A 21,370-nucleotide genomic window follows, 5' to 3' on the forward strand; every position below is an offset into this window, starting at 1 on the left:
TGGCCTCAGAGACCGGCGTTCTTAAGCCGGTTGGCGTGCTGGCGGTACACGGTGATCGGATCGGTCTCGAACAGGCTGGTCAGCCCGAACACCTGGTTCACTTCGTCGAGGTGATTCATCCGGTAGTCATCGCGGATCACCATGCCGAGGTGCGAACTGCAGCGGCCCACCAGGCCGTCGTTCGGTTCGTCGAAGGCAAGGGCTCCGGCCCCCATCATGGCGTCGCTGATGTCCAGTGGGTTGGTCAGCGGGCTGGTACCGCTCCAGGAGTAATAGCGCACACCATTGACCTGATAGTCGCCTTCGCCGCAGGCGCTGGTCGGGATGCCTTGCGGGAACTTGGCGTTGAAGCGCGCTGCACCCTCGCTATTCAGCGATTCCAGCGAGCCGAGCGAATTCTGCGGGGCGCTGCTCGGGCTGCCGGAGAGGAAGTGGATCAGGCTGCCCATGGCATTGACCAGTCCGGCGACGATGCTTTCCCCGGCGGAGCCTTCGGGAATGTTGCGAATCAGGTCGGCCACATCCGAGCCCTTGTGCGGCGCGCCAACACTGGTGACGGATGCGACCAGATCCGGGCGCACTGCCGCCACGTAGCGTACGGTCGGGCCGCCATGGCTGTGACCGATCAGATTGACCTTGGGCTGGCCGCTCAGCGCGACGATTTCCTCGACCTGAGCGAGCAGCTCCTCGCCGCGCAACTCGGAGGTGTTGAGCTGGCTGACTTCGGTGACGTAGACCTGCGCGCCGTCACGGCGCAGGGCAGCGGGAATGCCATACCAGTAGTCAATACCCAGAATGCTGTCGAAACCAAGCATGCCGTGGCCGAGGACGATCGGATAGCGAGTTTGGGTGTAGCCGGGGGATGCCTGGGCCTGGCCGGCGAGGGCTAGGCTAGCTCCCAGACAGAGGGCAAGCAGTGTCTTTTTATTGTTCATTGACGCACTCTCAAGAAAGGTGATGGGCAATCGGGCAGTCCCTTGCCGTTCACCGCGCCTGGCGCGTACTGCACGGATTCGATGGCAGCATCCGTGCCAGCTTGGACTTTCTGTCAGAGAACGACGGTTTAGAGCCGCGCGTGGCGCCAGATAATGGCGATCGGCCGCTATGGCTTGGCCGATACGCTGTTACGGAGCGAAACGGTGTCGCACGGTAGCAGAGGGTCTGCCTACACAATGATGGAACTTGGCGGCCTGATCGCGTTATTTTGCGACCATCTGGTCGAGAATTAACCGGATGGTCACGGATAGTCGATGGCTACGACGTACCACAGCTTGGGTCCCGTCGGCGTTTGCACCTGTACCTCGGCATCCAGGGCTTTGCCAACCAGGGCGCGGGCCAGCGGCGAGTCGATGCTGATATGACCCTGCTTGAGATCCAGCTCGTCGGGGCCGACGATTCGATAACGGGCTTCGTTGCCGTCTTCGTCCTCAAGGGTTACCCACGCGCCGAAATACACCTTGTTCGGATCGCTGGGGCGCTCGCTGACCACCTTGAGTTTTTCCAGGCGCTTGGTGAGAAAGCGTACGCGGCTGTCGATCTCGCGCAGCATCTTCTTGCCGTAGGTGTACTCGGCGTTCTCCGAGCGATCGCCCTGGGCAGCCGCTTCGCTCACCGACTGGGTCACCTGCGGGCGTTTGACATGCCACAGCTCATGCAGCTCGGCGCGCAGGCGCGCTTCGCCTTCCGGTGTGATCAACGGGGTTCCGGCGGGACGCGGCGGGCGATAGCGGCTCATGGTCGATCCGTGTGGTGAAAAAGCTGCAGAGTGTAGGGCGTGTCAGGCGACAGGGCGAGTCGCCCGCCGCCCATTGGCACTCAGCCTTCGCGCAGCACGCTGAGTGGGCTGGCATTGAGCGCGCGCCGGGTGCCGAGGATGCCGGCGCCGCCGACCAGCAGTGCGCCGATCACCGGCAACAGCAACAGCCAGGGATGCGGCTGCCAGGGCAATTCGAAGGCGAATTGATAGAGCAGGGCGCTGACCAGTTCGCATCCCAATGCGGCCAGTACGCCGCTGCTCGCGCCCAACATGCCGAACTCTGTGCGCCGGGCCCTGAGCAGCAGCCGGCGTTCGGCACCCAGCGCACGCAGCAGCGCGCCCTGGCGAATGCGCTCGTCCAGCGTGGCCTGCAGGCCTGCGAACAGGACGGCGAGACCAGCGGCGAGCACGAACAGCAGAACATACTCCACGGCCAGCGATACCTGAGCGAGGATGCTGCGCAGCTGCGAAAGCAGCGCCTCGACTTGCAGCAAGGTGGCGGACGGGAAGCTGCGTGCCAGTTCGACCAGTTCGCGCTCCTTGCCCGCGGGCAGATAGAAGCTGGTCATGTAGGTGACCGGCATGTCCTGCAAAGTGCCAGGTTCGAAGATCATGTAGAAATTGGGCTGAAAACTGTCCCAGTTGACCTCGCGCAAGCTGCTCACTTCGGCGTCACGGTTGATCCCGCCAACGCTGAACGTCAGGCGATCGCCTAGCTGTAGCCCGAGACTCGCGGCCAGTTCGGATTCCACCGAAACGCCCGGCAGTTGCTGCTCGGCTCGTGGTGCCCACCAGCGCCCGGCGGTCAGGTGGTTGTCAGCTGGCAAATCGGCTGACCAGGTCAGGCTGAGGTCGCGACGCACGGCACGCTCGCCCTGGGAGTCCTTGCTGACCAGTTGACGCACTGGCTCGTCGTTGATCGCTATCAGTCGGCCGGGAACGACCGGATACAGCGGTGCGGCGGCCGTCGACAGGCTGGCGATGCGTGCGGCGAAGACGTCCTTCTCGGCGGGCAGCACATTAAGCACGAAGTGGTTGGGAGCGTCCTCGGGCAGTTGATCCTGCCAGGTATCGAGCAGTTCGCCGCGCAACAGGGCAATGAGCGCCATCGCCAGAAGTATCAGACCGAACGCGAGGGATTGTCCGGCCGCTGCCAACGGATGCCGTAACAGCTGGCCCAGGCCCAGACGCCAGGATAGCGATGCCCCCGCCAGCAGGCGTCGCAAGCCCCTGAGGCCGACCAACAGCAGTCCGCCAAGCAGCAGCGTCGCCAGCAGCCCGCCGCCCAGCAGGGCGAGGGTGATCTTCAGATCCAGGCTCAGCCGCCACATGATCAGGCCCAGCGCGAGAATCGCGGTGCCATAGACCAGCCAGGCGCTCGGCGGTACCGGCAGCAGGTCGCGACGCAACACCCGCAAGGGCGGTACGCGACCGAGCGCGGCTAGCGGCGGCAGGGCGAAGCCGGCGAGGGCGACCAGCCCCGTGGCGATGCCTGCCAGCGCGGGCCATGGCGTTGCCGGCGGGATCTCCTGTGCCAGCAGATCCCGCAGCAGGAAGAACAGGCCGTGCTGGGCGCCCCAGCCGAGCAGGGCACCGGCGATGCTGGCCAACACGCCGAGCAGTCCGAGCTGCAGCGCATACAGCAGCAATGCTTCACGGCGCGACAATCCCAGGCACCGCAGCAGCGCGCTGGCGTCGAACCGCCGCGCGGCGAAGCGTGCGGCCGACAGCGCCACGGCAACGCCTGCGAGCAGGATAGCGGCCAGGCTGGCCAGGTTCAGATAGCGTTCAGCTCGTCCCAGGGCACCGCCGATCTGTCGATTACTGTCGCCGGCGGTCTCGATGCGCTGGTGTGGCAGCAGGGTGGGTTCGAGTTGCTGGCGGTACACGGCGAGCGCATCGCCTGCGCCACGCCACAGCTCGCGATAGCGAACCCGGCTGCCAGGTTGCACGACGCCGGTGGCGGCCAGGTCGTCCAGGTGCATCAACACCCGTGGGGTAAGGCTATAAAAGTCGCCGACGCGATCGGGCTCGTAGGTCAGTACGCGGGTCAGTCGCAATGACTTGTCGCCGACCTCGATGTGGTCGCCGATCTCCAGCTCCAGGGCGGCGAACAGGCGCGCTTCGGCCCAGGCTTCTCCTGGTTGCGGTCCCGGGCCAGCCTGTTCTGGCTGGTAGGGCGCGGCGGCGCTGCGCAGTTCGCCGCGCAGGGGATAGGCGCTATCGGCTGCCTTGACGCTGGTGAGCTGCAGGTCGTCATCGGTGGCAACCACGCTGGAGAACTCGACGACCCGTGCGTGTTTCAGGCCCAGGTTCAGGCCCTGCGTGATTTGCTCCGTCTGTGCTGGCGCGCTGCCTTGCAGCACCATATCGGCCCCCAGAAACTCGCTGGCGCGCAGTTGCATCGAGTCGTTCAGACGGGCACCGAAATAGCCGATCGCGGTGCTGGCGGCGACGGCGATCAGCAGGGCGAAGAACAGCACACGCAGCTCGCCGGCGCGGGCGTCGCGCAGTAGCTGCCGGAGCGCCAGCGCGGCCAGGCGTTTGGCTGGTACGTGCTTCATTCGGCTGGCCCGTGATCGACGCGGCGACCGCCTTCAAGTCGCAGCAGGTTGTGGCAACGCTGGGCCAGCCGCTCGTCGTGAGTGACTAGCACCAGCGTGGTGCCGCGTTCTCGGTTGAGCTCGAACATCAGGTCGCTGATGTGCGCGCCGGTCTGGCTGTCGAGATTACCGGTTGGCTCGTCGGCGAACAGCACGTCGGGATCGGCGGCGAACGCTCGCGCCAGTGCCACACGTTGCTGTTCGCCACCGGACAGCTGGCGCGGATAGTGATGCAGACGTGTGCCCAGTCCGACGCGCTCGAGCAGCTGCTGGGCGCGCTGCGCCGCGTCGCGATAGCCTTCCAGTTCCAGCGGCAGCATGACGTTCTCCAGCGCATTGAGGCTGTCGAGCAGCTGAAAGGACTGGAAGACGAACCCGACGTGCTCAGCACGTACGCGTGCGCGTTGATCTTCGTCCAGTTCACCGAGCAGATGGCCGGCCAGGCGCACCTCGCCGGAGCTGGGCAGATCGAGTCCGGCGAGCAGCCCGAGCAGGGTGGATTTGCCTGAACCGGAGGTGCCGACGATGGCCAGGCTGTCGCCTTTGTCCAGTTCGAGCGAGAGGTCGGAGAGGATGCTCAGCTCGCCTTCCGCGCTGGGTACCACTTTGTTAAGGTTCCGGGCGTTGAGAATGCTGGCGCTCATGGAGAATCCGATGCGAATGTGGCTGAGAGGCGGGGTTCTGCTGCTGTTGCTGTGGGCTCAGGGGGCCCTGGCCGGAACCGTGCTGGTGGTCGGGGATAGTATCAGCGCCGCTTTCGGCCTGGAAACCAGCCAAGGCTGGGTGCATCTGCTGCAGCAACGGCTTGCCGAGCAGGGGCAGAAACGCGTCGTGGTGAATGCGTCGATCAGTGGCGACACCAGTGCTGGCGGGCTCGCCAGGCTGCCCGCACTGCTCGAGGAACATCAACCCGAGGTGGTAATTCTCGAGCTGGGAGGCAACGATGGGTTGCGCGGTCAGTCGCCGGCGCAATTGAAACAGAATCTTGCGGGTATGGTTCGGAAGTCCCAGGAGGCAGGGGCCAAGGTGCTCATTTTGGGGATGCGCTTGCCACCTAATTACGGTCAGCGCTACACGACAGCATTCGCCGAAGTGTTCCCCAAAGTTGCCCAAGAGACCGGCGCTGCTTTGGTGCCTTTCGTGCTGGAGGGCGCTGCTGGCGTGCCTTCCATGATGCAGGGTGATGGTGTCCACCCAACCGCTGAAGCCCAGCCAGTCCTCCTTGAGAACGTCTGGCCAGCCCTCGAACCGCTGCTCTGATTCAACCGTAAGGTATCAGTGAGAGGTGCCAAGCGTAGCGGCTCGACGCCTCGAATGTCTAACAGTGATTGAACAGAGTTCTAACACACACCCCCCTCAAGGTGCCTCCCTCGGAAAAGGCCCTTCGATTCCCAGCGGGACAGAATTGTTCTTCGAGGTGACATTTATTTTCCCAGTCGGGCTTTTTCTAAAGATTCCCCAGGGCATAAATCCGCTGGGGGCACGGGGGTTTACCCACGTTTTTCTTTATTAGATGGGGTCTCAGATTTTTCCCCCAGATTCTTAAAGGCCACCCGTAGAGCCGGTGCGATAACCAAGGAAAGAGCGACCAGAACCCAGTAAACAGCCTGTAGCTTTTCCATGGTATGTCCTACTGTTTAACTCAAGTATTGCAAAAAGAAGCCCCAAGACCCGAAGGTCAAGGAGCTTAAAAACTGATCCTCAGAAAGAGGAACCAATTGACCGCCAGTTGTCGGCATATGGTCTGATTAGTAGGACGGCCCCAGGGATCACCCAGGGCTCATTCCTTATGACGGCAAGCAGTGCTTACGGTGCTTCCGGTGCATCGCTGAGCAAGAGCTGCTTGATGATCGGCAGGGCTACCGGCGTGGTATCCCATTCGGCACCACCCAGCTTCACCTCAACCATCGCAGTGGCCATCACGTCCACCACAGCGGAGACCTCAAGGTCCCAGCTCTGAGTCGAAGCGTTGCGGCTCAGCTCAATACGCCAGACATCACCGTTCTGGTCCTCACGGAAGGACAGCAGGGCGAATGCCTTGGGAACCAAGAAGATTCCACGGTCATCACCGCTGTAAACCTGAACACGGGTCCCCACCAGCTCGTCAATGTCCTCAAGGCCAGCCCGTTGGGCGGCACGGTTGAGCATTGGACGAAGGGCCACGGGGATCAGGACTCCGAACTCAGAGACATCACGACCCCAATAGGTGTCGAGGTGAGTAGCCAGGATGTCCAGCAGGTCCTCAGCTTGGGCAGCGGGGGAGCCGCTCAGCGAACCGACATAAGCCGTAGTGACCGAGGGTTGCCCTTCGAGGCTCTCAGCGATCTTACCGGCCAGGGTTAGCTCAAGGTCTCCCAGTAGCTTCTCTCCGGTCTGCTCCATGCTGCGCTCAGTGAAGCCGAACTGGACGGTGTGGTCGAATATCGACACACGACCCGATACCAGAATGCCGACCTCTGGGGCCTCCATGGAGACCAGCGAGCCAGCCGAAGCGGAGCCCTTTTCCACGGTGCGTCCATCGTAGGTCTGGCGGGGATCGAACATAACGGAGCGATCCTCCATTAGGGCGACTTGGGGGGCAGTCGGTTGGGAGCCGAAGGGGCGAACCTCAGAGGGAAAAGCGGTATTCATGTTCTCCCGCCATTCCTCACCATTAAGGTGCTCGTCTGCGGCCTCATACATGGCTTGGGCATAGACCAGCGGGTCAGTAGCCGCCATGTGGTCCGCTCGGATGTCAGAGGTGTGGAAGGTGACCTGGGTGGTGGTCTGGCCGTGCGCCGTGGTGATGCTCTGGGTGTAGACGCTATCGGGCTTCTTGTACTGAAAGGGTTTCATAATCTGGGTAAGTCCTTGTAGTGGTTAGGCGCGCTGGGTACGGACACGGGCGAAGTGCTCACGAATCTCGCGGGCCTTGCGTTCCTTCTCTGCGTGGTACTCAGCGATTTCCTGGCGGGACGGCTCACGGCATCGCTCAGCGTTAGCGCGGGCCTCAGCTTGGAGGCGCTCCTTTTCCCGCTGCTGTTCGAGCAAGTGGCCCCGATAGATTCGGGATGCCTCAGGGATCGCCTCAAGGCTCAGCCCAGCGTTATCGAATGCCTGAGCTACCTTGATAATCGCTGCATGGTTCTGACCCTTGGAGGCCACCATCAGGGGCAGCAGGATCGACTCAACGTAGCTACGGGCCAGCTCTTGGCCGTTCACGTTGGCGGTCTCGGGAGTTACGGCTGTGATGTTGATGTTCATTTTGGGTAGGTCTCCTATCCCATAGAGCAAGCCCCCAGTCCGCACGGTAGGCGCGACAAGACACAAGGAGACGTGGACACGCCGACCCTGAGGGTTTGCTCTATGGATTCTTGGTTTCGGTTAGATGCCCAGCGGTGGGCAGTGGGGCCTCAGGTGGCCAGTAAGCTGGCGTGCGGAGCTGAGGGTGTCGCAGAGGTCGGCTCAAAGCTGAGCCAATGTCAGCCGCTAACGGGGTCGCAGCGGGCAGTCATATCGAACATGACAGGCAAAAGCATGGCTTGGTGGAAGTCCAAGGAGGCATGCCCAAGGATGGCTTCAAGTTCACCAGCGGGGAGCTTTTGTTTGTCTGTGAGGTAATCCGAGAAGCGCGCTTGGAAGTGGTCCTTGCCGGCTCGATAGGCGCTCTTGGCGGCATGGAAGACACGGCGGGAGCTTGGTGTACTCAGGGCAGCATTGAGCCGTTCACAGAGGTCCGAGGGGCACCCAGGGCCAGGAACAAGGCGGTAGCGCATTAGCAGCCCTCCCGATTGGTGTTACGGCGTCCCAGTGCGGCCAGCTTGGCTTCCTGAGCCTTGCGGTGACGGTATGCCTTAGCGGCTGGGGTCTGGGACTGAGGGCCTCGCTTAAGGGCCTTCCAGTCGCACTTATCGTTGAAGGTCATGCGCTTGAGGATCGTGGCGCTATGGCTACGGCCAAGATCGGTCATCACCTCAGCGACAACCTGGGCAACCTCAGGGCGTTCCAGTACGGCCTCGAAAGCATCGAAGACCATTTCCTCGAACTCCACGGAAACCCATCCGGCATAACCCAGGGTTGCTCGCTTGGTTGCCCAAGAGCCGGAACCGTTGGAGCTGTGCAAATTCTGCATAGCTTCCATCCGCTTGGCTTGTTTGGTTCGCCACTGAGCCGGAGCCTTACCTTGGGGCAGCTTCAAGGTCCGCCAGATTTCAGTGAGGTTCCATTGACCCGCATTGTTCGCCTTGAAGGCTTGGCCCTCAATGACGATCAGGTGGCCAGCGTGCTTGTGCGTGATGTCGATATTCATTTTGTCTGTTTTCCTTTTGGTAGCGCCCTTCAGGTCGCACCCACAGCCGGTCATCCAGACCCCAGACAAGGGAACCGGCGTGGCATGAAAGGCGCTATCAGAAAGACTGGATTGATGACTGCCCAGCGACGGGCGAGGGGACAACCTGGGTGGGTGTCCTATCAGTGAGGGTTTTAAATGGGTGACTCTGGGTTGCCCTGAAGGTAGTTGGGATCATGGTCTGCCAAGACCTGTCCCCACCTAAGGACACTCAATGTCCAAGGGATAACCAAAAGATCACTTAGAGTTAAAGATTGATAAAGATATAAGAAAATGATCCTTTAGAATCTTTAGGTTCTTAATGCCACCCGTGTGTCTGCAAGCATCACTGGGGCCACCACCTCCCAGGGACGACCGGGACACACCCGGCTTACTTGCAGCTCACCCCGGCTCGACTACCGGGTCCACCGCTGGGTCCCTGCGCTGAGTCAGCAACGGGTCATGCCAGTGGAAACAAAAGGGTCACCCCCCTGGCGCTCAGCTTTTGGCTGGCGTCCTTCTGGGGAAGTCGATCGGGCGCAGCGAAGATCGCTACTGGTTGCCAGCGGACTGGCGGCTGGAGGGCACCGTGTGACTCTCCTATTAGTGAGGGTTTTTGAACTTGGTTTCGCTTGATTCGCTATTTCGCTCCGTTTGGGCAGTGCCGCTGCTTTGCGCTGCGGTTGACTGGGCCTGTTTTTTTATACAGCATGGCACTTTGGTTTTCGAAACGGCGAGGGGATATGAATCAGCTTGTAGACGTAATCGAGACCTACGATGACCTTCTGGCGCGGCCCTCTTTTCATGCTTCCCTTCCGTTTCACCCTAAAAGTGATCGCCGATTTGGATCGGTCGTAGCCCCATACCGATTCTTAGACAAGATTCATTGCGGCATTGAGGCATGCCACACCCCTCACTTTTCGGGCTACCTGATAACCACGAGCGATGGACGCGAGACGGCAATAGGCAGCCATTGCGGACGGAAATACTTTGGCGCGTCCTTCGAGAAGGAAAAGCGCCGGATAGACGATGAGGTTAGGCGTCAGCGCAGAATAAAGCAGGTGAGGTCAATGCTCGACGATATGTCGGCTCAGCTTGTACTCGTTGAGGCATTGGAGCGGGACTATAGAGACCTCCGAGAAAAGAAAGATCGCCTCATGGGGGCTATTGGCATCGGCCTTTTTTCAGTGCTCAAGCTTAGGGCTGACAGGGGGCAAATCGACATTGAGAAGGAAGTCCCCATGACGAACGAGGAGGCGGAAAGCTTCTTCGAGACATCTAATCGTAAGAGAACTGACGGAAAAGGGTGGCCTACCAAATCCGTTTTCGTAGCGAGGATTGACGGCATGGAGTTTTTGAGCGCGCGTTTCAAAGACATGCTGGTGACCTCCCTCATTACACCAATGCGGGAGCTCAGTAAGCTGACTACCGTAGATATCGAGACGATGAAGCCACGAGACCTAACGAGGACTGCCAAGTGGGTAGGTGAAGTGCCTCGGAGCGTCGAGAGGGCGCAGGCAATTGTGAAAGCCGGGCACGACTTTTTCCGATCCGAGAATATCGAGAAACTGGTCCATCTTGGCACTCCGCTTAGCACGCTGACCCCGATGATCAACGACTTGCGAGACGAAGAACGGAGCGCTGTGGCGTAGCAAAAAAGGCTGCACCCTTCGTCACTCGATGCGTTGCTGTAAGTAGTACGCAGGGCCGGAGTCACTCTACCGTTTTACGGAGCGAAGCGACTATCGGTCAGTCTGATAAACCCCTATCAGAACCCCAGCGAGCGCTTTGATCGGGATGCTATTGCCGTAGGTGTCGTATGAGATGGACCCGGATGCGTGCCCAAGGATCGCCTGTGTAAACGGGAGGGGCGTCCCCTTGGACTGGAGCCTCGAGGCCATCGAGTGGCGCAACGAATGGAGTGTCTGGTTCTCCTCTCGGTCTTTGCCGAGCGACTCCTTAAGCAGTGCCCCCAGCCCGCGACTCGCGTTCATTGCATTGATCCCGTTGTCAGACGGCAGGGTTTTCGCTTGGACAGCCTCAAGGAAGGCCGTTAGGTCGAACCCAAAGGCTCCATCCACCAGCGGGACCAGACGAGCGCTATAGCGGTTCTTTAGGCTTTTCCCAGGGCCATTCTCATTAATGTCGATACACCAGCAGCCGTCGATCTGCTTGATGTCTTCCTTGGTGAGCTGTGCGACTTCACCCACACGCGCCCCGGTGATCGCCAGAAGGGACAGGCCCCAGCGTTGCCAGGAGGTCGCAGGGAGTCCGTTAGCGTGGCTCATGGCCTTCGCTACCTGGGCCTCGGTGAATCCCTCTCGCTCGCTCATGGTGGCCTTGGTGAGCTTGAGCTTAGCGGTGTACGCCTTCTTTATCAGATCATTCGCCTCGGCCCACTTCAGGACCGTCGAGAGGGTGGCGAGTAAGTTGTTCACGGTGGAAGGCTTGCGGGTCTCAAGCAGGTTTGTCCGAACGGCTATCAGGTCCTCCCGCTTGTGCTTGCTGAGGTCGGAGACCCCGACAGCCTCGAAGGCTCGCCCGATGACCGTATGGGCAGTCCGAAGGGCTCCCAGGGTGGAAACCTTCACGTTAACCGAGTGCTCCGCCATGTAGCTATCTGCCAAGTCCTCCCAGGAGAGCGGCTTGGCTTCTCCGACGAGAGCACTCATAGAGGCTTGAGGTGTGCCTACAGATAGAGACGGAGAGATGCTCGTTTCCCTATCGGATGCCTTGTCACGATCAATTTCATCTATGATATCGGCTAAGCCCTTAGGGTGACCCTGAAGGCGCCTCTCTGCGGCTCCCATGATCCTGCGGCCCAACTCGACAGCCTTAGCTTGAGGCGGTGTGAGCGATGCTGTGCAAGCGATCATGTGCAGCTCTTCACGGATATCCGAATAGACGAGCCCCTGGGTGTCCAGTAGCTCCCAGTCGGTAGGAGTCGCCAGGGCGTCCTCTGCGATGGACCTGAGGTGGTCGCGGAGTTCTCCCCAGGTAGCGTCTGGATTCTCAAGGTGGAAGGCCCTGAGCGTCGATAGGAGCTGCTTGCTGGTGGTCATGGCTGTTGATCTGTCACTGGAGCGAAGGGAAAGCGTACACGAGCCCGTAGAGCGCAGGGGGCGGACCCTGAGGTAGTAGACGCCTGAGCGCCTGTAGTGCCAGGGCTTGGCGAGCGGGACTTCTAACACGGTTCTAACAATTGGCGACGCTGCTGGAGTGTCCATCGGCTGAAACCCTTGTAATTGCTGGGTCTCACGTCCTTCCATCCAATTGAAACAGAATCTTGCGGCGATGGTTGAACGGTCGCAGGAAGCTGGCGCCAAGGTGCTGCTGTTGGGAATGCGCCTGCCGCCGAACTACGGCCGACGCTACACCGAGGCGTTCGCCGAGGTGTTCAGCGAGGTAGCCCAGGAGCAGCAGATCGCCTTGGTTCCCTTTCTGCTCGAAGGCATTGGTGGCGTAGCTTCGATGATGCAGCGTGACGGCATCCATCCGACCGCCGAAGCTCAGGCGCAGCTGCTGCGCAATGTCTGGCCGTCACTGCAACCGTTGCTCCTGCCGGACGCGCGAACGAGCTCGCGCTGAGCAGACGCATGGTGCGTTTGCGCCGTTACACTTGATGCGTTTCGCGCCGTCCCAGCCCTTGCTTTGGGGCGAGCGCGAAGCTACTGTCGCGCCCTCGAACGGGAGCACTCGATGCCGCGCTCAGCCAAGACTCTTTATGCCTATCGACTCATCGTGCCAGACGAACAGTTCGATCTGTTCGCCTGCCGCGAGAATCGTCTGCATCTGGCGCTGCGTCAGCTGGAATTGAACGGTCATGCAGATCGCACATTGTGTGGCGGCCTCCTTCCGGCGCAGCCGCGCTGGCAGGATCTGCAGCGCGCGACGTTGAAGGACCGGCGTCTGTGCCCATCCTGCCTGCAGCTGCTAGAGTCGCGCCGCAAGGGCCTTCCGTCCGCTGCAAGCGTCTGGTAGGCCCCGGTTTCGCTGGCTTCGAGTACAATCTCCGATGATTTTGATCAACCACCCAAGGGTTCCCCGAATGCTTTCGCGCGCGTCTGTTGTCGCCTCCTGTTTGTCTATCGCAGCTCTGCTGGCGGCTGGCCAGAGCGCCGCGCTGGAGTTGCCTCTGCCTCCCGAGGGTGAAGATGTCGTCGGGCAGATTCAGGTTATCAAGGCGAAATACGAGGACACCTTTGCGGCGATCGGCGAGACCAACGACCTTGGCTATCTCGAACTGGTGGCGGCCAACCCGGGCGTTGACCCTTGGCTGCCTGGCGAGGGGACGGACATCATCCTGCCGACGCGCTTCATCCTGCCTCCGGGGCCGCGCGAGGGTATCGTCATCAACATCGCCGAGTACCGCTTGTACTACTACCCGGAAGGCAAGAATGTCGTGCACACCTTCCCGCTCGGAATTGGCCGCGAAGGCTGGGGCTCCCCAGTTGGCAACACCCGTATTTCAGCCATGACCAGCAACCCGGCCTGGTATCCACCCAAGTCGATCCGTGAGGAGCATGCGGCGGACGGTGATCCGCTGCCCACGGTGGTGCCGCCAGGACCGGACAATCCGTTGGGGCCGTTCAAGTTGAGTCTTGCGATGCCTGGCTACCTGATCCACGGTTCGAACAAGAAGTTTGGTATCGGTATGCGTGTCAGTCACGGGTGCTTCCGCATGCTCAACAATAACGTTCTCGAACTGTCCCGGATGGTCAAGGTGGGAACGCCGGTGCGGATCATCGACGAGCCGTACAAGTTCGGTGTGAGCGATGGCAAGGTCTATCTGGAGGCACATGCCCCGCTGGAGGGCGAGGACAAGAAGCTGACGCTGATGGACAAGCATGCGGTGGTGATTAACACGCTACTCAAGCGTGATGAAGGGGCGGATACCCTGCATCTCGACTGGGAGATGATTCGCGAAGTCGTTGCTGGCGAAGACGGCCTGCCGATCGAAATCGCTGACCAACAGTCGGTGTCGGTCGCCAGTCATGAAGAGCAAGTGTTCTGAACTATCAGCCCCGTCGACTTTGTCGATGGGGTTATCGCAGCAATAAAAAAGCCGACCTCTGAGGTCGGCTTTTTTGAAGTGTGAAGCTTACTTGCGGCTGGCGCGATCCAGCATACGCAGAGCGCGCTCGTTAGCTTCGTCAGCAGTCTGCTGGGCCTTCTGAGCAGCAGCCAGAGCCTCGTCAGCCTTGCTGTAGGCTTCGTCGGCACGAGCCTGGGCGCGGGCAGCAGCGTCTTCGGTAGCAGTCAGACGAGCTTCGCTTTCTTTGGTCATGCTGTTGCTGCAACCGGTAGCCAGAACTGCGGCCAGAGCCAGAGCAGAGAATTTCAGAACGTTGTTCATCGTGTTCCCCTTAAGGTGGAAATCCATAAAGCAACTTCCGTTATGGAAAGTTTGCGCGCACATACTACCTATAACTTCGGTTAAGTAAACTGAGCCGACGGGTTGCATGGATGTTTTTTTGGAAATCCATCGTCTCATCGACTCAGCTGCCCGTAAGTTGGATAAAAAGCATCCAATGTCGGGTCTGTTAACCTGCCGAAAGTGTAGTAAACACTTCTGCATTTTGCAGATTGCTCTCTACCTGATGAGTTCCCTGGCACCCGTGCTTCATTGTCAGATTTGCCGGGAGGCTGGTCGAAACCCGTGGAACCGGGTAGAAAAGGGATCCGGTTTTCTACCGGCGCAGATGGGTATCCGGTCAAGGCCACTCATATGGCCCGGTGAAAGAATAAAAAGACAGGTTGATCCTGCTGAGGAGTCGAAATGAGCGACAAACTTCCTGTTCACCATGATCGCAGCGGGCACCGATTCGAAGTCACTGTAGACGGTCACTGCGCTTATCTGGCCTACATGGACCTGGGTAAGCAAACGCTTGATATTTACCGTACCTTCGTTCCGGATGCGCTGCGTGGCCGTGGCATTGCGGCAGTGCTGGCCCAGCATGCGCTGGATTTCGCCGAGCAGGAGGGTTACGCCGTCATCCCCTCATGCTCGTATGTCGAGTGGTACATCGAACGCAAAAGCCAGCAAGCAGAGCAGCCTGATGGTCGGGAATAAAAAACGCCGGCAGGCCGGCGTTTTTTCGTCGAGCAGGTGCGTCAGCTGCGCTGCCGTTTCGGCAGTACATCGCGTAGCTTGGCGTGCATGCTGAGCACCGCTTTCTCGGTAGTGTCCCAATCGATACAGGCATCAGTGATCGAAACACCGTACTTGAGTTCCGACAAGTCCTTGGGAATCGACTGATTGCCCCAGCCTAGGTGGCTTTCCACCATCAGGCCTACGATCGAATCGTTGCCCTCCAGAATCTGGTTGGCGACGTTGTCCATGACCAGCGGTTGCAAGGCCGGATCTTTGTTCGAGTTGGCATGGCTGCAATCGATCATGATGTTCGGGCGGATGTTGGCTTTGCGCAGTTCCTGCTCGCAGACCGCAACGCTGACCGAGTCGTAGTTGGGCTTGCCGTTACCGCCACGCAGTACCACGTGGCCGTAATTGTTGCCCTTGGTGGTTACGATAGAAACGCCGCCTGCCTGATTGATGCCAAGGAAGCGGTGCGGGCTCGATACGGACTGCAGCGCGTTGATCGCTACCGTCAGGCTGCCGTCGGTACCATTCTTGAAGCCAACTGCGGACGACAGGCCGGATGCCATCTCGCGGTGAGTCTGCGACTCGGTGGTACGCGCTCCGATCGCCGACCAGCTGATTAGGTCCTGCAGATATTGCGGAGAAATCGGATCCAGCGCCTCGGTGGCGGTCGGCAAGCCCATTTCCGCGAGGTCGAGCAGTAGCTTGCGGCCGATGTGCAGACCGTCCTGAATCTTGAACGAGTCATCCATGTACGGATCGTTGATCAGACCCTTCCAGCCGACTGTTGTGCGCGGTTTCTCGAAGTACACCCGCATGATCAGGAACAGGCTGTCGGATACCTTCTCGGCCAGTACCTTGAGACGCTCGGCATACTCGTGCGCGGCCTTGAGGTCGTGGATCGAGCAGGGGCCAATGACCAGGAACAGGCGGTGGTCCTTGCCATCGAGAATGTCGCGCACGACCTGGCGTCCGTGCGAGACGGTATGCAATGCCGAGTCGGTCAGGGGAAGCTCGCGCTTGAGTTGTTCCGGAGTGATCAGGGTAACGTTGGAGGCAACGTTAATGTCGTCGATGGGTAAATCAGCCATGTGTTACTCGTAAGGTCTCGGGTGCCGCCCGCCAGCCATCCCGGTGCGGCGGAGCAGGGCAAGGGGCGCAGCGGGGGAGACGGAACCTTATCGCTAAATGAGCAGACTCGACAATTAGATTCATTGATCGCGACGCCAGCGAGGCTGCGCGTCAGACCGGCGCTGCTGGTTCACGTGGTGAGCTCGCTGTGCCGGGGCGGCGCTGGCTGCTATCGTGCCGGGACTGGCTGCTTCGAGCTGCCACTGTTTATCGATCTGGAGTCTTCGATGTCTGAACAGCGCATACGTATTGGAATCATCGGTACCGGTGCCATTGGTGGCTATTACGGCATGATGCTGGCTCGCTCCGGCCATGACGTGCACTTTCTGCTGCGTAGCGAATACGCGCCCGTGCTCGAGCGTGGCCTGCGGGTCAACAGTGCTGTGCACGGTGTGCTGCAGCTTGATAACGTGCAGGCCTATCGCAATGCTGCAGAGATGCCTGCCTGCGACTGGTTGTTCGTCGCCGCCAAGAGCACCAACAACGAAGATCTGGCGCCGTTGATCGTGGAAGCAGCGGCCCCGGGGGCGAAAGTCGTGCTGTTGCAGAATGGCCTGGCCATCGAGGATGGATTGCGTCCGCTGTTGCCAGAAGGGCTACATCTGCTGGGCGGGCTGTGCGCCATCTACGCACATCGCAGTGCACCCGGTGTGGTTGAGCATCAGGCCCTGGGCCACATCAATCTCGGCTATCACTCCGGCCCGGCGACGAATGACGAGGCGCGGCAAGCCGTTCTCAACGAAGGTGTTGCGCTACTCAAGGAAGCCGGCGTGAACTCGGTCGCCATGCCTAGTGTGGAGCAGGCGCGCTGGATGAAACTGGTCTGGAATGTGCCTTTCAACGGCCTCTCTGTGTTGCTGAATGCCGGCACCGAGGCACTGCTTGGCGATCCCGATGCTCGAGAGCTAATCCGATCAATTATGGATGAGGTGTGTGCTGCGGCTGCAGCGTGCGGGTTTGCGCTACCGGCCGGGCTGGGCGACAAGCTGTTGGAGGGCACCGCGCAGCTGCCTGACTATCTGCCGAGCATGTATCACGATCATGCGCATCAGCGGCCGATGGAGCTGGCCGCCATCTACGCAGCGCCGCTCGCCGCGGCCGAGCAAGCGGGCTGCCGGATGCCGCGAACAGAGGCTCTGTATCGCGCGCTGCGCTTCATCGGCGCTCGCCATGCGACACAAAGCCGCTGAGCCTACGGCGGGCCGCGCTTACGCGTAACGCGTCGTGAGCAGTAGGTCATTTGTCGTCGCAGGTGCGTAAGCGTGCGAAAGGCGCCTACGCCGGCCCGTCTCCGTGGATTGTGGCTGCTAAGCTCAAGCGAAGCCGTGCTCTTTCCTGGTCTATCCGGGACGAAGGTTGCGCAGTAAAACCTGATCAGACGATCTATGCTGCAGCTTGTATCATTCATCAGGTTATAAGCATGGCGACATGTTTAGCGGCGTCATTGCCTTTTGAGGGTTTTTTATGAAGCTTCAACAACTGCGTTACATCTGGGAAGTGGCGCACCATGACCTCAATGTCTCGGCAACAGCGCAAAGCCTGTTCACCTCGCAACCCGGGATCAGCAAGCAGATTCGCCTACTCGAAGACGAGCTCGGCGTGGAGGTTTTCGCGCGGAGCGGCAAGCACCTGACTCGTGTCACGCCGGCTGGTGAGCGGATCATCACTACCGCCGGCGAAATCCTGCGCAAGTGCGAAAGCATCAAACAGATTGCACAGGAGTTCTCCAACGAGAAGAAGGGCACCCTGAGCATCGCCACCACCCATACCCAGGCGCGTTATGCGTTGCCCTCTGTGATCAGCAGCTTCATCAAACAATACCCCGATGTGTCGCTACATATGCATCAGGGTTCGCCTACCCAGATCGCCGAGATGGCCGCCGATGGCACCGTCGATTTCGCTATCGCCACCGAGGGGCTGGAGCTGTTCGGTGATCTGATCATGATGCCGTGCTATCGCTGGAACCGCTGCGTGATCGTTCCCCAGGGGCACCCATTGGCCAAGCTGGAGAAGCTCACGCTCGAAGCGCTCGCCGAACATCCGATTGTCACCTACGTGTTCGGCTTTACCGGGCGTTCCAAGCTGGACGAGGCCTTCAGCCATCGCGGCCTGTCGCCCAAGGTGGTGTTCACCGCAGCGGATGCCGACGTCATCAAGACGTATGTGCGTCTGGGATTGGGCGTAGGGATCGTGGCGCGGATGGCGGTGGATGCCAAGCTCGACCCCGATCTGGTCGTGCTCGATGCCAGCGAACTGTTCGAGTCCAGCGTCACCAAGATCGGCTTTCGCCGCGGTACCTTCCTGCGCGGATTCATGTGCGACTTCATTGAGAAGTTCGCTCCGCACCTGGATCGCGCGATGCTCGACAAGGCCGTTCAGTGTCGCAACAAGGCGGAACTGGATGAGCTGTTCGAGAAGATCGAGTTGCCGACCTACTAAACATGGTTGCGTGGGCTGGTGCTGAGGAGCCAGGCCGAAGCCCAACCCGAGATCGCGGCGAGCTCTTTGGCTCGCCATGGTTCCTATAGGGCGGCTGGTTTCAGCTTTTTGCGATCAGATTGCCGGCGTGTAGCCCGCATTCTTTATGCGTTGCTTCTTCCCACCACCAGCGGCCCTCGCGCTCATGCTGGTTTGGCAGAACCGGTCGGGTGCAAGGCTCGCAGCCGATGCTGATGAAGCCGCGCTCATGCAGGCTGTTGTAGGGCACCTCGAGCATGCGGATGTAGCCCCAGACTTCCTCGCTGGTCATCTGTGCGAGTGGATTGAACTTGTACAAGCTGTTTTCTGCGGTCGAGAACGCGCTGTCGAGTTCCAATACCGCGACCTGGCTGCGAGTGCCAGGGCTCTGGTCGCGGCGCTGCCCGGTGGCCCAGGCGCGAACGCCGGCGAGCTTGCGCCGCAGCGGCTCGATCTTGCGGATGCCACAGCACTCGCCATGGCCATCGCGATAGAAGCTGAACAAACCTTTCTCTTTGACCAGCGGCTGCAGCAGCGCTGGATCCGGTGTCATGATTTCGATGGCAATGCCGTAGTGATCACGTACCTGTTCGATGAAACGGTAGGTTTCGCTGTGCAACCGACCGGTGTCGAGAGTGAATACCTTGACGCTCTTGTTCAGCTTCCAGGCCATGTCCAGCAGCACTACGTCCTCAGCGCCACTGAAGGAGATCCACAGGTCATCGCCGAAAAGATCGAAGGCGAGCTTGAGAATGTCTTGCGGTGATTTACCGGCGTAGGCGGCGGCCAGTGCGGCGACGTCGATAGATGGGCTCATCGGGCGGCTTCCTTATGATCGGCGCTGGGCGCTCTGTGGCGGCGGATGGTAGCAAACGCTTTTTATGTCGCTAAATAACCTTTGCGCTCAGGTATCGAGTATTTCAGGTATAAGCGCCGCGTTGCTTCGCCACCGCGTTGCCGATAGAGTGCCGCCTTTCATTTTCTGTATGAGGAGTGGCCCGTGGAAATAGCCTGTCTCGACCTGGAAGGCGTACTGGTTCCGGAAATCTGGATCGCCTTTGCCGAGGCCACTGGAATCGAGTCGCTGCGGGCGACCACGCGGGACATTCCCGACTACGACGTGCTGATGAAGCAGCGTCTGCGCATCCTCGACGAGCACGGCCTGAAGCTGTCGGATATCCAGCAGGTGATCGCTACGCTCAAGCCGCTGGAGGGCGCGGTGGAGTTCGTCGACTGGCTGCGCGAACGCTTCCAGGTCGTGATCCTCTCGGACACCTTCTACGAGTTCTCCCAGCCGTTGATGCGTCAGCTGGGCTTTCCGACGCTGCTGTGCCATCGCCTGATCACCGACGACACGGATCGTGTGGTGGACTATCAGCTGCGGCAGAAGGATCCGAAGCGCCAGTCGGTCATCGCGCTGAAGAGCCTGTACTACCGTGTAATCGCGGCAGGTGACTCCTACAACGACACCACCATGCTCAGTGAAGCGCACGCCGGCATCCTGTTCCATGCGCCGAACAACGTGATTGCAGAGTTCCCGCAGTTCCCGGCGGTGCACACCTATGACGATCTGAAGCAGGAATTCCTCAAGGCCTCTTCGCGCAAGCTCGCACTGTAACTGGCCTGATGGCGTAGCGTGCGCTGGCGCGCTATGCCTCTTAGCCCAGGCTTTCGAGCGTCTCCAGCAGCACTTTCACCTTGTCGATCGACTCTTGGTACTCCGCCGTCCAGCGCGAGTCGGCAACGATGCCGCCACCACCCCAGCAGCTGACCTGTCCGTTACGTAGCAGCAGGGTGCGGATTGCGATTGAGCTGTCCATCTCGCCGCGCACGTCCACATACAGCAGCGAGCCACAGTAGATGGCACGGCAGGTTGGTTCCAGTTCGTCGATGATCTGCATTGCGCGGATCTTCGGCGCGCCAGTGATCGATCCTCCTGGGAAACTGCCAGCGAGCAGATCGAATGCGTCCTTGCCGGCCGCCAGCGTGCCACGCACGCAGCTGACCAGGTGATGCACGTTGGGATAGCTTTCCAGCGCGAACAGTTCCGGTACATGCACGCTGCCGGTCTCGCAGCTGCGACCGAGGTCGTTGCGCAGCAGGTCGACAATCATCAGATTTTCCGCACGGTCCTTTTCGCTGGCGAGCAGCTCCTCGGCCAGTGCTCGGTCCTGCGCGGGATCCGGCAGGCGGCGTCGCGTGCCCTTGATCGGCCGGGTTTCCACTGTGCCTTGGCTCAGGCGCAGAAAGCGCTCTGGCGAGAGGCTGGCAATGGCACCGTCGTCGAGTGTAAGGAAGCCGGCGAAGGGCGTCGGGCAGGCGGCACGTAGCGCGCGATAGGCAGTCCAGGGATCGCCCTGATAACCGGTGCGGAAACGCTGCGCGAAGTTCACCTGATAGCAATCGCCGGCCTGGATGTAATGCTGGATGCGTTCGAACGCGCAGCGATAGCGCTCGGCATCGAGATCAGCAGTGAACGCCGATTGCAGCGTGAACGGCATCTGGTTTGCCGGTTCAGCCGCTTGCTGGAACAGGTTCACCAATCGTTCGCGTTCGGCACGCGCGAGCGACGGATGGAAGACCAGCTGAGTGGTGCATTGCTGGTGATCGCTAATCAATGCCCAGGCGTACAGCCCGAAACGTGCATCAGGCAGTGCAAGGTCGTCCACTGCGGCGTGCGGCAGATTCTCCAGGCGCTTGCCGAAGTCATACGCGAGCATGCCGATCAGTCCGCCGAGAAATGGCAGGTCGTGCCCCTCTGGCGCTTCGGCGGGGCCGAGCGCGGCCAGGGCCTTTCGCAGGCGCTGGAAGAAAGCACTCGCCGATTCGTCTGTTTCGGTCGTCAGCATCGTCGACGGCCAGGCGCTGAGGATGTCATACCGGCCACGCTGCGCGACCGGCCGGCCGGAATCCAGCAGGACCGCACCGGGCGCGCAGCGGATGCGCTCGAACCAGAGGCTGGGGTCAGGCTGATAGGGGAGTGGCTGAAGCGTGCAGGTCGGCATGGGCGTCGTCAT

The 21,370-nt window shown here is 60.4% G+C and carries 20 protein-coding genes and 1 pseudogene; 9 read left to right on the top strand and 12 right to left on the bottom strand.

The features are described 5' to 3' along the window. Positions 1 to 5: 5 nt before the first annotated feature. The 4 genes from N8H22_RS04910 to N8H22_RS04925 all read right to left on the bottom strand — a co-directional run bounded on the left by N8H22_RS04910 (position 6) and on the right by N8H22_RS04925 (position 5,003). Entirely contained in the window at positions 6 to 935 is a 930-nt protein-coding gene (locus N8H22_RS04910; protein WP_264589508.1) for a triacylglycerol lipase, read from the bottom strand. Between the two features lie 302 nt (positions 936 to 1,237). Next, positions 1,238 to 1,735 carry a transcription elongation factor GreB gene (gene greB / locus N8H22_RS04915; protein ID WP_264589509.1) on the bottom strand — a complete coding sequence of 166 codons (498 nt, stop codon included), beginning with the start codon at positions 1,733 to 1,735 and terminating at the stop codon, positions 1,238 to 1,240. A gap of 80 nt (positions 1,736 to 1,815) precedes the next feature. Next, positions 1,816 to 4,320 (bottom strand): FtsX-like permease family protein, encoded by a 2,505-nt coding sequence (locus tag N8H22_RS04920; RefSeq protein ID WP_264589510.1) that lies wholly within the window; start codon positions 4,318 to 4,320, stop codon positions 1,816 to 1,818. Next, positions 4,317 to 5,003: an ABC transporter ATP-binding protein gene (locus tag N8H22_RS04925; protein ID WP_264589511.1), complete on the bottom strand. Its 687-nt coding sequence runs from the start codon at positions 5,001 to 5,003 to the stop codon at positions 4,317 to 4,319. The genes N8H22_RS04920 and N8H22_RS04925 overlap by 4 nt, the downstream gene beginning before the upstream one ends. Positions 5,004 to 5,013: 10 nt before the next feature. Here N8H22_RS04925 and N8H22_RS04930 point away from each other — a divergent pair, with 10 nt between their 5' ends. Beyond that, entirely contained in the window at positions 5,014 to 5,619 is a 606-nt protein-coding gene (locus N8H22_RS04930) for an arylesterase (protein ID WP_264589827.1), read from the top strand. 546 nt (positions 5,620 to 6,165) lie between these two features. Here the strand turns inward: N8H22_RS04930 and N8H22_RS04935 are convergent. The 3 genes from N8H22_RS04935 to N8H22_RS04945 all read right to left on the bottom strand — a co-directional run bounded on the left by N8H22_RS04935 (position 6,166) and on the right by N8H22_RS04945 (position 8,647). Further along, the gene (locus tag N8H22_RS04935; protein WP_264589512.1) at positions 6,166 to 7,194 is read right to left on the bottom strand and encodes a hypothetical protein; all 1,029 of its coding nucleotides are present in this window, start codon (positions 7,192 to 7,194) and stop codon (positions 6,166 to 6,168) included. 24 nt (positions 7,195 to 7,218) lie between these two features. Then, on the bottom strand, positions 7,219 to 7,602 hold the full coding sequence (locus N8H22_RS04940; protein WP_264589513.1) for a hypothetical protein: 384 nt from the start codon (positions 7,600 to 7,602) through the stop codon (positions 7,219 to 7,221). A 511-nt stretch (positions 7,603 to 8,113) separates the two neighbouring features. Beyond that, a complete protein-coding gene (locus N8H22_RS04945; protein ID WP_264589514.1) occupies positions 8,114 to 8,647 on the bottom strand; it encodes a hypothetical protein in 534 nt (177 codons plus the stop codon). A 761-nt stretch (positions 8,648 to 9,408) separates the two neighbouring features. Here N8H22_RS04945 and N8H22_RS04950 point away from each other — a divergent pair. Then, positions 9,409 to 10,317 carry a hypothetical protein gene (locus tag N8H22_RS04950; protein ID WP_264589515.1) on the top strand — a complete coding sequence of 303 codons (909 nt, stop codon included), beginning with the start codon at positions 9,409 to 9,411 and terminating at the stop codon, positions 10,315 to 10,317. A 90-nt stretch (positions 10,318 to 10,407) separates the two neighbouring features. Here the strand turns inward: N8H22_RS04950 and N8H22_RS04955 are convergent, their stop codons facing one another. Continuing rightward, entirely contained in the window at positions 10,408 to 11,727 is a 1,320-nt protein-coding gene (locus N8H22_RS04955; RefSeq protein WP_264589516.1) for a tyrosine-type recombinase/integrase, read from the bottom strand. 202 nt (positions 11,728 to 11,929) lie between these two features. Here N8H22_RS04955 and N8H22_RS04960 point away from each other — a divergent pair. From N8H22_RS04960 to N8H22_RS04970, 3 genes and pseudogenes are all read left to right on the top strand, one after another. Then, a pseudogene (locus tag N8H22_RS04960) lies at positions 11,930 to 12,253 on the top strand (GDSL-type esterase/lipase family protein); the annotation flags it as partial. Positions 12,254 to 12,364: 111 nt separating this feature from the next. Beyond that, positions 12,365 to 12,646, top strand: a complete 282-nt coding sequence (locus N8H22_RS04965; RefSeq protein WP_264589517.1) for a hypothetical protein — start codon at positions 12,365 to 12,367, stop codon at positions 12,644 to 12,646. Between the two features lie 67 nt (positions 12,647 to 12,713). Next, the gene (locus N8H22_RS04970; RefSeq protein ID WP_264589828.1) at positions 12,714 to 13,679 is read left to right on the top strand and encodes a L,D-transpeptidase family protein; all 966 of its coding nucleotides are present in this window, start codon (positions 12,714 to 12,716) and stop codon (positions 13,677 to 13,679) included. Positions 13,680 to 13,766: 87 nt separating this feature from the next. Here the strand turns inward: N8H22_RS04970 and N8H22_RS04975 are convergent, their stop codons facing one another. Further along, positions 13,767 to 14,021, bottom strand: coding sequence for an Lpp/OprI family alanine-zipper lipoprotein (locus N8H22_RS04975; RefSeq protein ID WP_008570211.1), 255 nt, complete (start codon positions 14,019 to 14,021; stop codon positions 13,767 to 13,769). A 423-nt stretch (positions 14,022 to 14,444) separates the two neighbouring features. Here N8H22_RS04975 and N8H22_RS04980 point away from each other — a divergent pair, with 423 nt between their 5' ends. Next, the gene (locus N8H22_RS04980) at positions 14,445 to 14,738 is read left to right on the top strand and encodes a GNAT family N-acetyltransferase (RefSeq protein ID WP_264589518.1); all 294 of its coding nucleotides are present in this window, start codon (positions 14,445 to 14,447) and stop codon (positions 14,736 to 14,738) included. Between the two features lie 41 nt (positions 14,739 to 14,779). Here N8H22_RS04980 and N8H22_RS04985 read toward each other — a convergent pair whose 3' ends face one another. After that, positions 14,780 to 15,856 carry a 3-deoxy-7-phosphoheptulonate synthase gene (locus N8H22_RS04985; protein ID WP_264589519.1) on the bottom strand — a complete coding sequence of 359 codons (1,077 nt, stop codon included), beginning with the start codon at positions 15,854 to 15,856 and terminating at the stop codon, positions 14,780 to 14,782. A 267-nt stretch (positions 15,857 to 16,123) separates the two neighbouring features. Between N8H22_RS04985 and N8H22_RS04990 the strand changes: the two genes are divergently transcribed. Both N8H22_RS04990 and cysB read left to right on the top strand, forming a co-directional pair. After that, entirely contained in the window at positions 16,124 to 17,086 is a 963-nt protein-coding gene (locus N8H22_RS04990; protein WP_264589829.1) for a putative 2-dehydropantoate 2-reductase, read from the top strand. A 274-nt stretch (positions 17,087 to 17,360) separates the two neighbouring features. Further along, a complete protein-coding gene (gene cysB, locus N8H22_RS04995) occupies positions 17,361 to 18,335 on the top strand; it encodes an HTH-type transcriptional regulator CysB (protein ID WP_264589520.1) in 975 nt (324 codons plus the stop codon). A 100-nt stretch (positions 18,336 to 18,435) separates the two neighbouring features. Here cysB and N8H22_RS05000 read toward each other — a convergent pair whose 3' ends face one another. After that, complete coding sequence (locus tag N8H22_RS05000; protein ID WP_264589521.1) at positions 18,436 to 19,170, bottom strand: phosphoadenylyl-sulfate reductase; 735 nt, start codon at positions 19,168 to 19,170, stop codon at positions 18,436 to 18,438. Positions 19,171 to 19,353: 183 nt separating this feature from the next. Between N8H22_RS05000 and thrH the strand changes: the two genes are divergently transcribed. Next, on the top strand, positions 19,354 to 19,971 hold the full coding sequence (thrH, locus tag N8H22_RS05005; RefSeq protein ID WP_264589522.1) for a bifunctional phosphoserine phosphatase/homoserine phosphotransferase ThrH: 618 nt from the start codon (positions 19,354 to 19,356) through the stop codon (positions 19,969 to 19,971). Positions 19,972 to 20,011: 40 nt separating this feature from the next. Here thrH and pabB read toward each other — a convergent pair whose 3' ends face one another. Then, entirely contained in the window at positions 20,012 to 21,358 is a 1,347-nt protein-coding gene (gene pabB, locus N8H22_RS05010; RefSeq protein ID WP_264589523.1) for an aminodeoxychorismate synthase component I, read from the bottom strand. Positions 21,359 to 21,370: the final 12 nt, after the last annotated feature.

Origin of the sequence: Stutzerimonas sp. S1, assembly GCF_025966695.1 — a bacterium.
In the GTDB taxonomy this organism is placed as follows: Bacteria; Pseudomonadota; Gammaproteobacteria; order Pseudomonadales; family Pseudomonadaceae; genus Stutzerimonas.

What these genes read in the sequence shown, in the direction of transcription:
- N8H22_RS04910 (WP_264589508.1), bottom strand. Translation starts at nt 935, where the DNA reads ATGAACAATAAAAAGACACTGCTTGCCCTCTGTCTGGGAGCTAGCCTA.
- greB (WP_264589509.1), bottom strand. Translation starts at nt 1,735, where the DNA reads ATGAGCCGCTATCGCCCGCCGCGTCCCGCCGGAACCCCGTTGATCACA.
- N8H22_RS04920 (WP_264589510.1), bottom strand. Translation starts at nt 4,320, where the DNA reads ATGAAGCACGTACCAGCCAAACGCCTGGCCGCGCTGGCGCTCCGGCAG.
- N8H22_RS04925 (WP_264589511.1), bottom strand. Translation starts at nt 5,003, where the DNA reads ATGAGCGCCAGCATTCTCAACGCCCGGAACCTTAACAAAGTGGTACCC.
- N8H22_RS04930 (WP_264589827.1), top strand. Translation starts at nt 5,014, where the DNA reads ATGCGAATGTGGCTGAGAGGCGGGGTTCTGCTGCTGTTGCTGTGGGCT.
- N8H22_RS04935 (WP_264589512.1), bottom strand. Translation starts at nt 7,194, where the DNA reads ATGAAACCCTTTCAGTACAAGAAGCCCGATAGCGTCTACACCCAGAGC.
- N8H22_RS04940 (WP_264589513.1), bottom strand. Translation starts at nt 7,602, where the DNA reads ATGAACATCAACATCACAGCCGTAACTCCCGAGACCGCCAACGTGAAC.
- N8H22_RS04945 (WP_264589514.1), bottom strand. Translation starts at nt 8,647, where the DNA reads ATGAATATCGACATCACGCACAAGCACGCTGGCCACCTGATCGTCATT.
- N8H22_RS04950 (WP_264589515.1), top strand. Translation starts at nt 9,409, where the DNA reads ATGAATCAGCTTGTAGACGTAATCGAGACCTACGATGACCTTCTGGCG.
- N8H22_RS04955 (WP_264589516.1), bottom strand. Translation starts at nt 11,727, where the DNA reads ATGACCACCAGCAAGCAGCTCCTATCGACGCTCAGGGCCTTCCACCTT.
- N8H22_RS04965 (WP_264589517.1), top strand. Translation starts at nt 12,365, where the DNA reads ATGCCGCGCTCAGCCAAGACTCTTTATGCCTATCGACTCATCGTGCCA.
- N8H22_RS04970 (WP_264589828.1), top strand. Translation starts at nt 12,714, where the DNA reads ATGCTTTCGCGCGCGTCTGTTGTCGCCTCCTGTTTGTCTATCGCAGCT.
- N8H22_RS04975 (WP_008570211.1), bottom strand. Translation starts at nt 14,021, where the DNA reads ATGAACAACGTTCTGAAATTCTCTGCTCTGGCTCTGGCCGCAGTTCTG.
- N8H22_RS04980 (WP_264589518.1), top strand. Translation starts at nt 14,445, where the DNA reads ATGAGCGACAAACTTCCTGTTCACCATGATCGCAGCGGGCACCGATTC.
- N8H22_RS04985 (WP_264589519.1), bottom strand. Translation starts at nt 15,856, where the DNA reads ATGGCTGATTTACCCATCGACGACATTAACGTTGCCTCCAACGTTACC.
- N8H22_RS04990 (WP_264589829.1), top strand. Translation starts at nt 16,124, where the DNA reads ATGTCTGAACAGCGCATACGTATTGGAATCATCGGTACCGGTGCCATT.
- cysB (WP_264589520.1), top strand. Translation starts at nt 17,361, where the DNA reads ATGAAGCTTCAACAACTGCGTTACATCTGGGAAGTGGCGCACCATGAC.
- N8H22_RS05000 (WP_264589521.1), bottom strand. Translation starts at nt 19,170, where the DNA reads ATGAGCCCATCTATCGACGTCGCCGCACTGGCCGCCGCCTACGCCGGT.
- pabB (WP_264589523.1), bottom strand. Translation starts at nt 21,358, where the DNA reads ATGCCGACCTGCACGCTTCAGCCACTCCCCTATCAGCCTGACCCCAGC.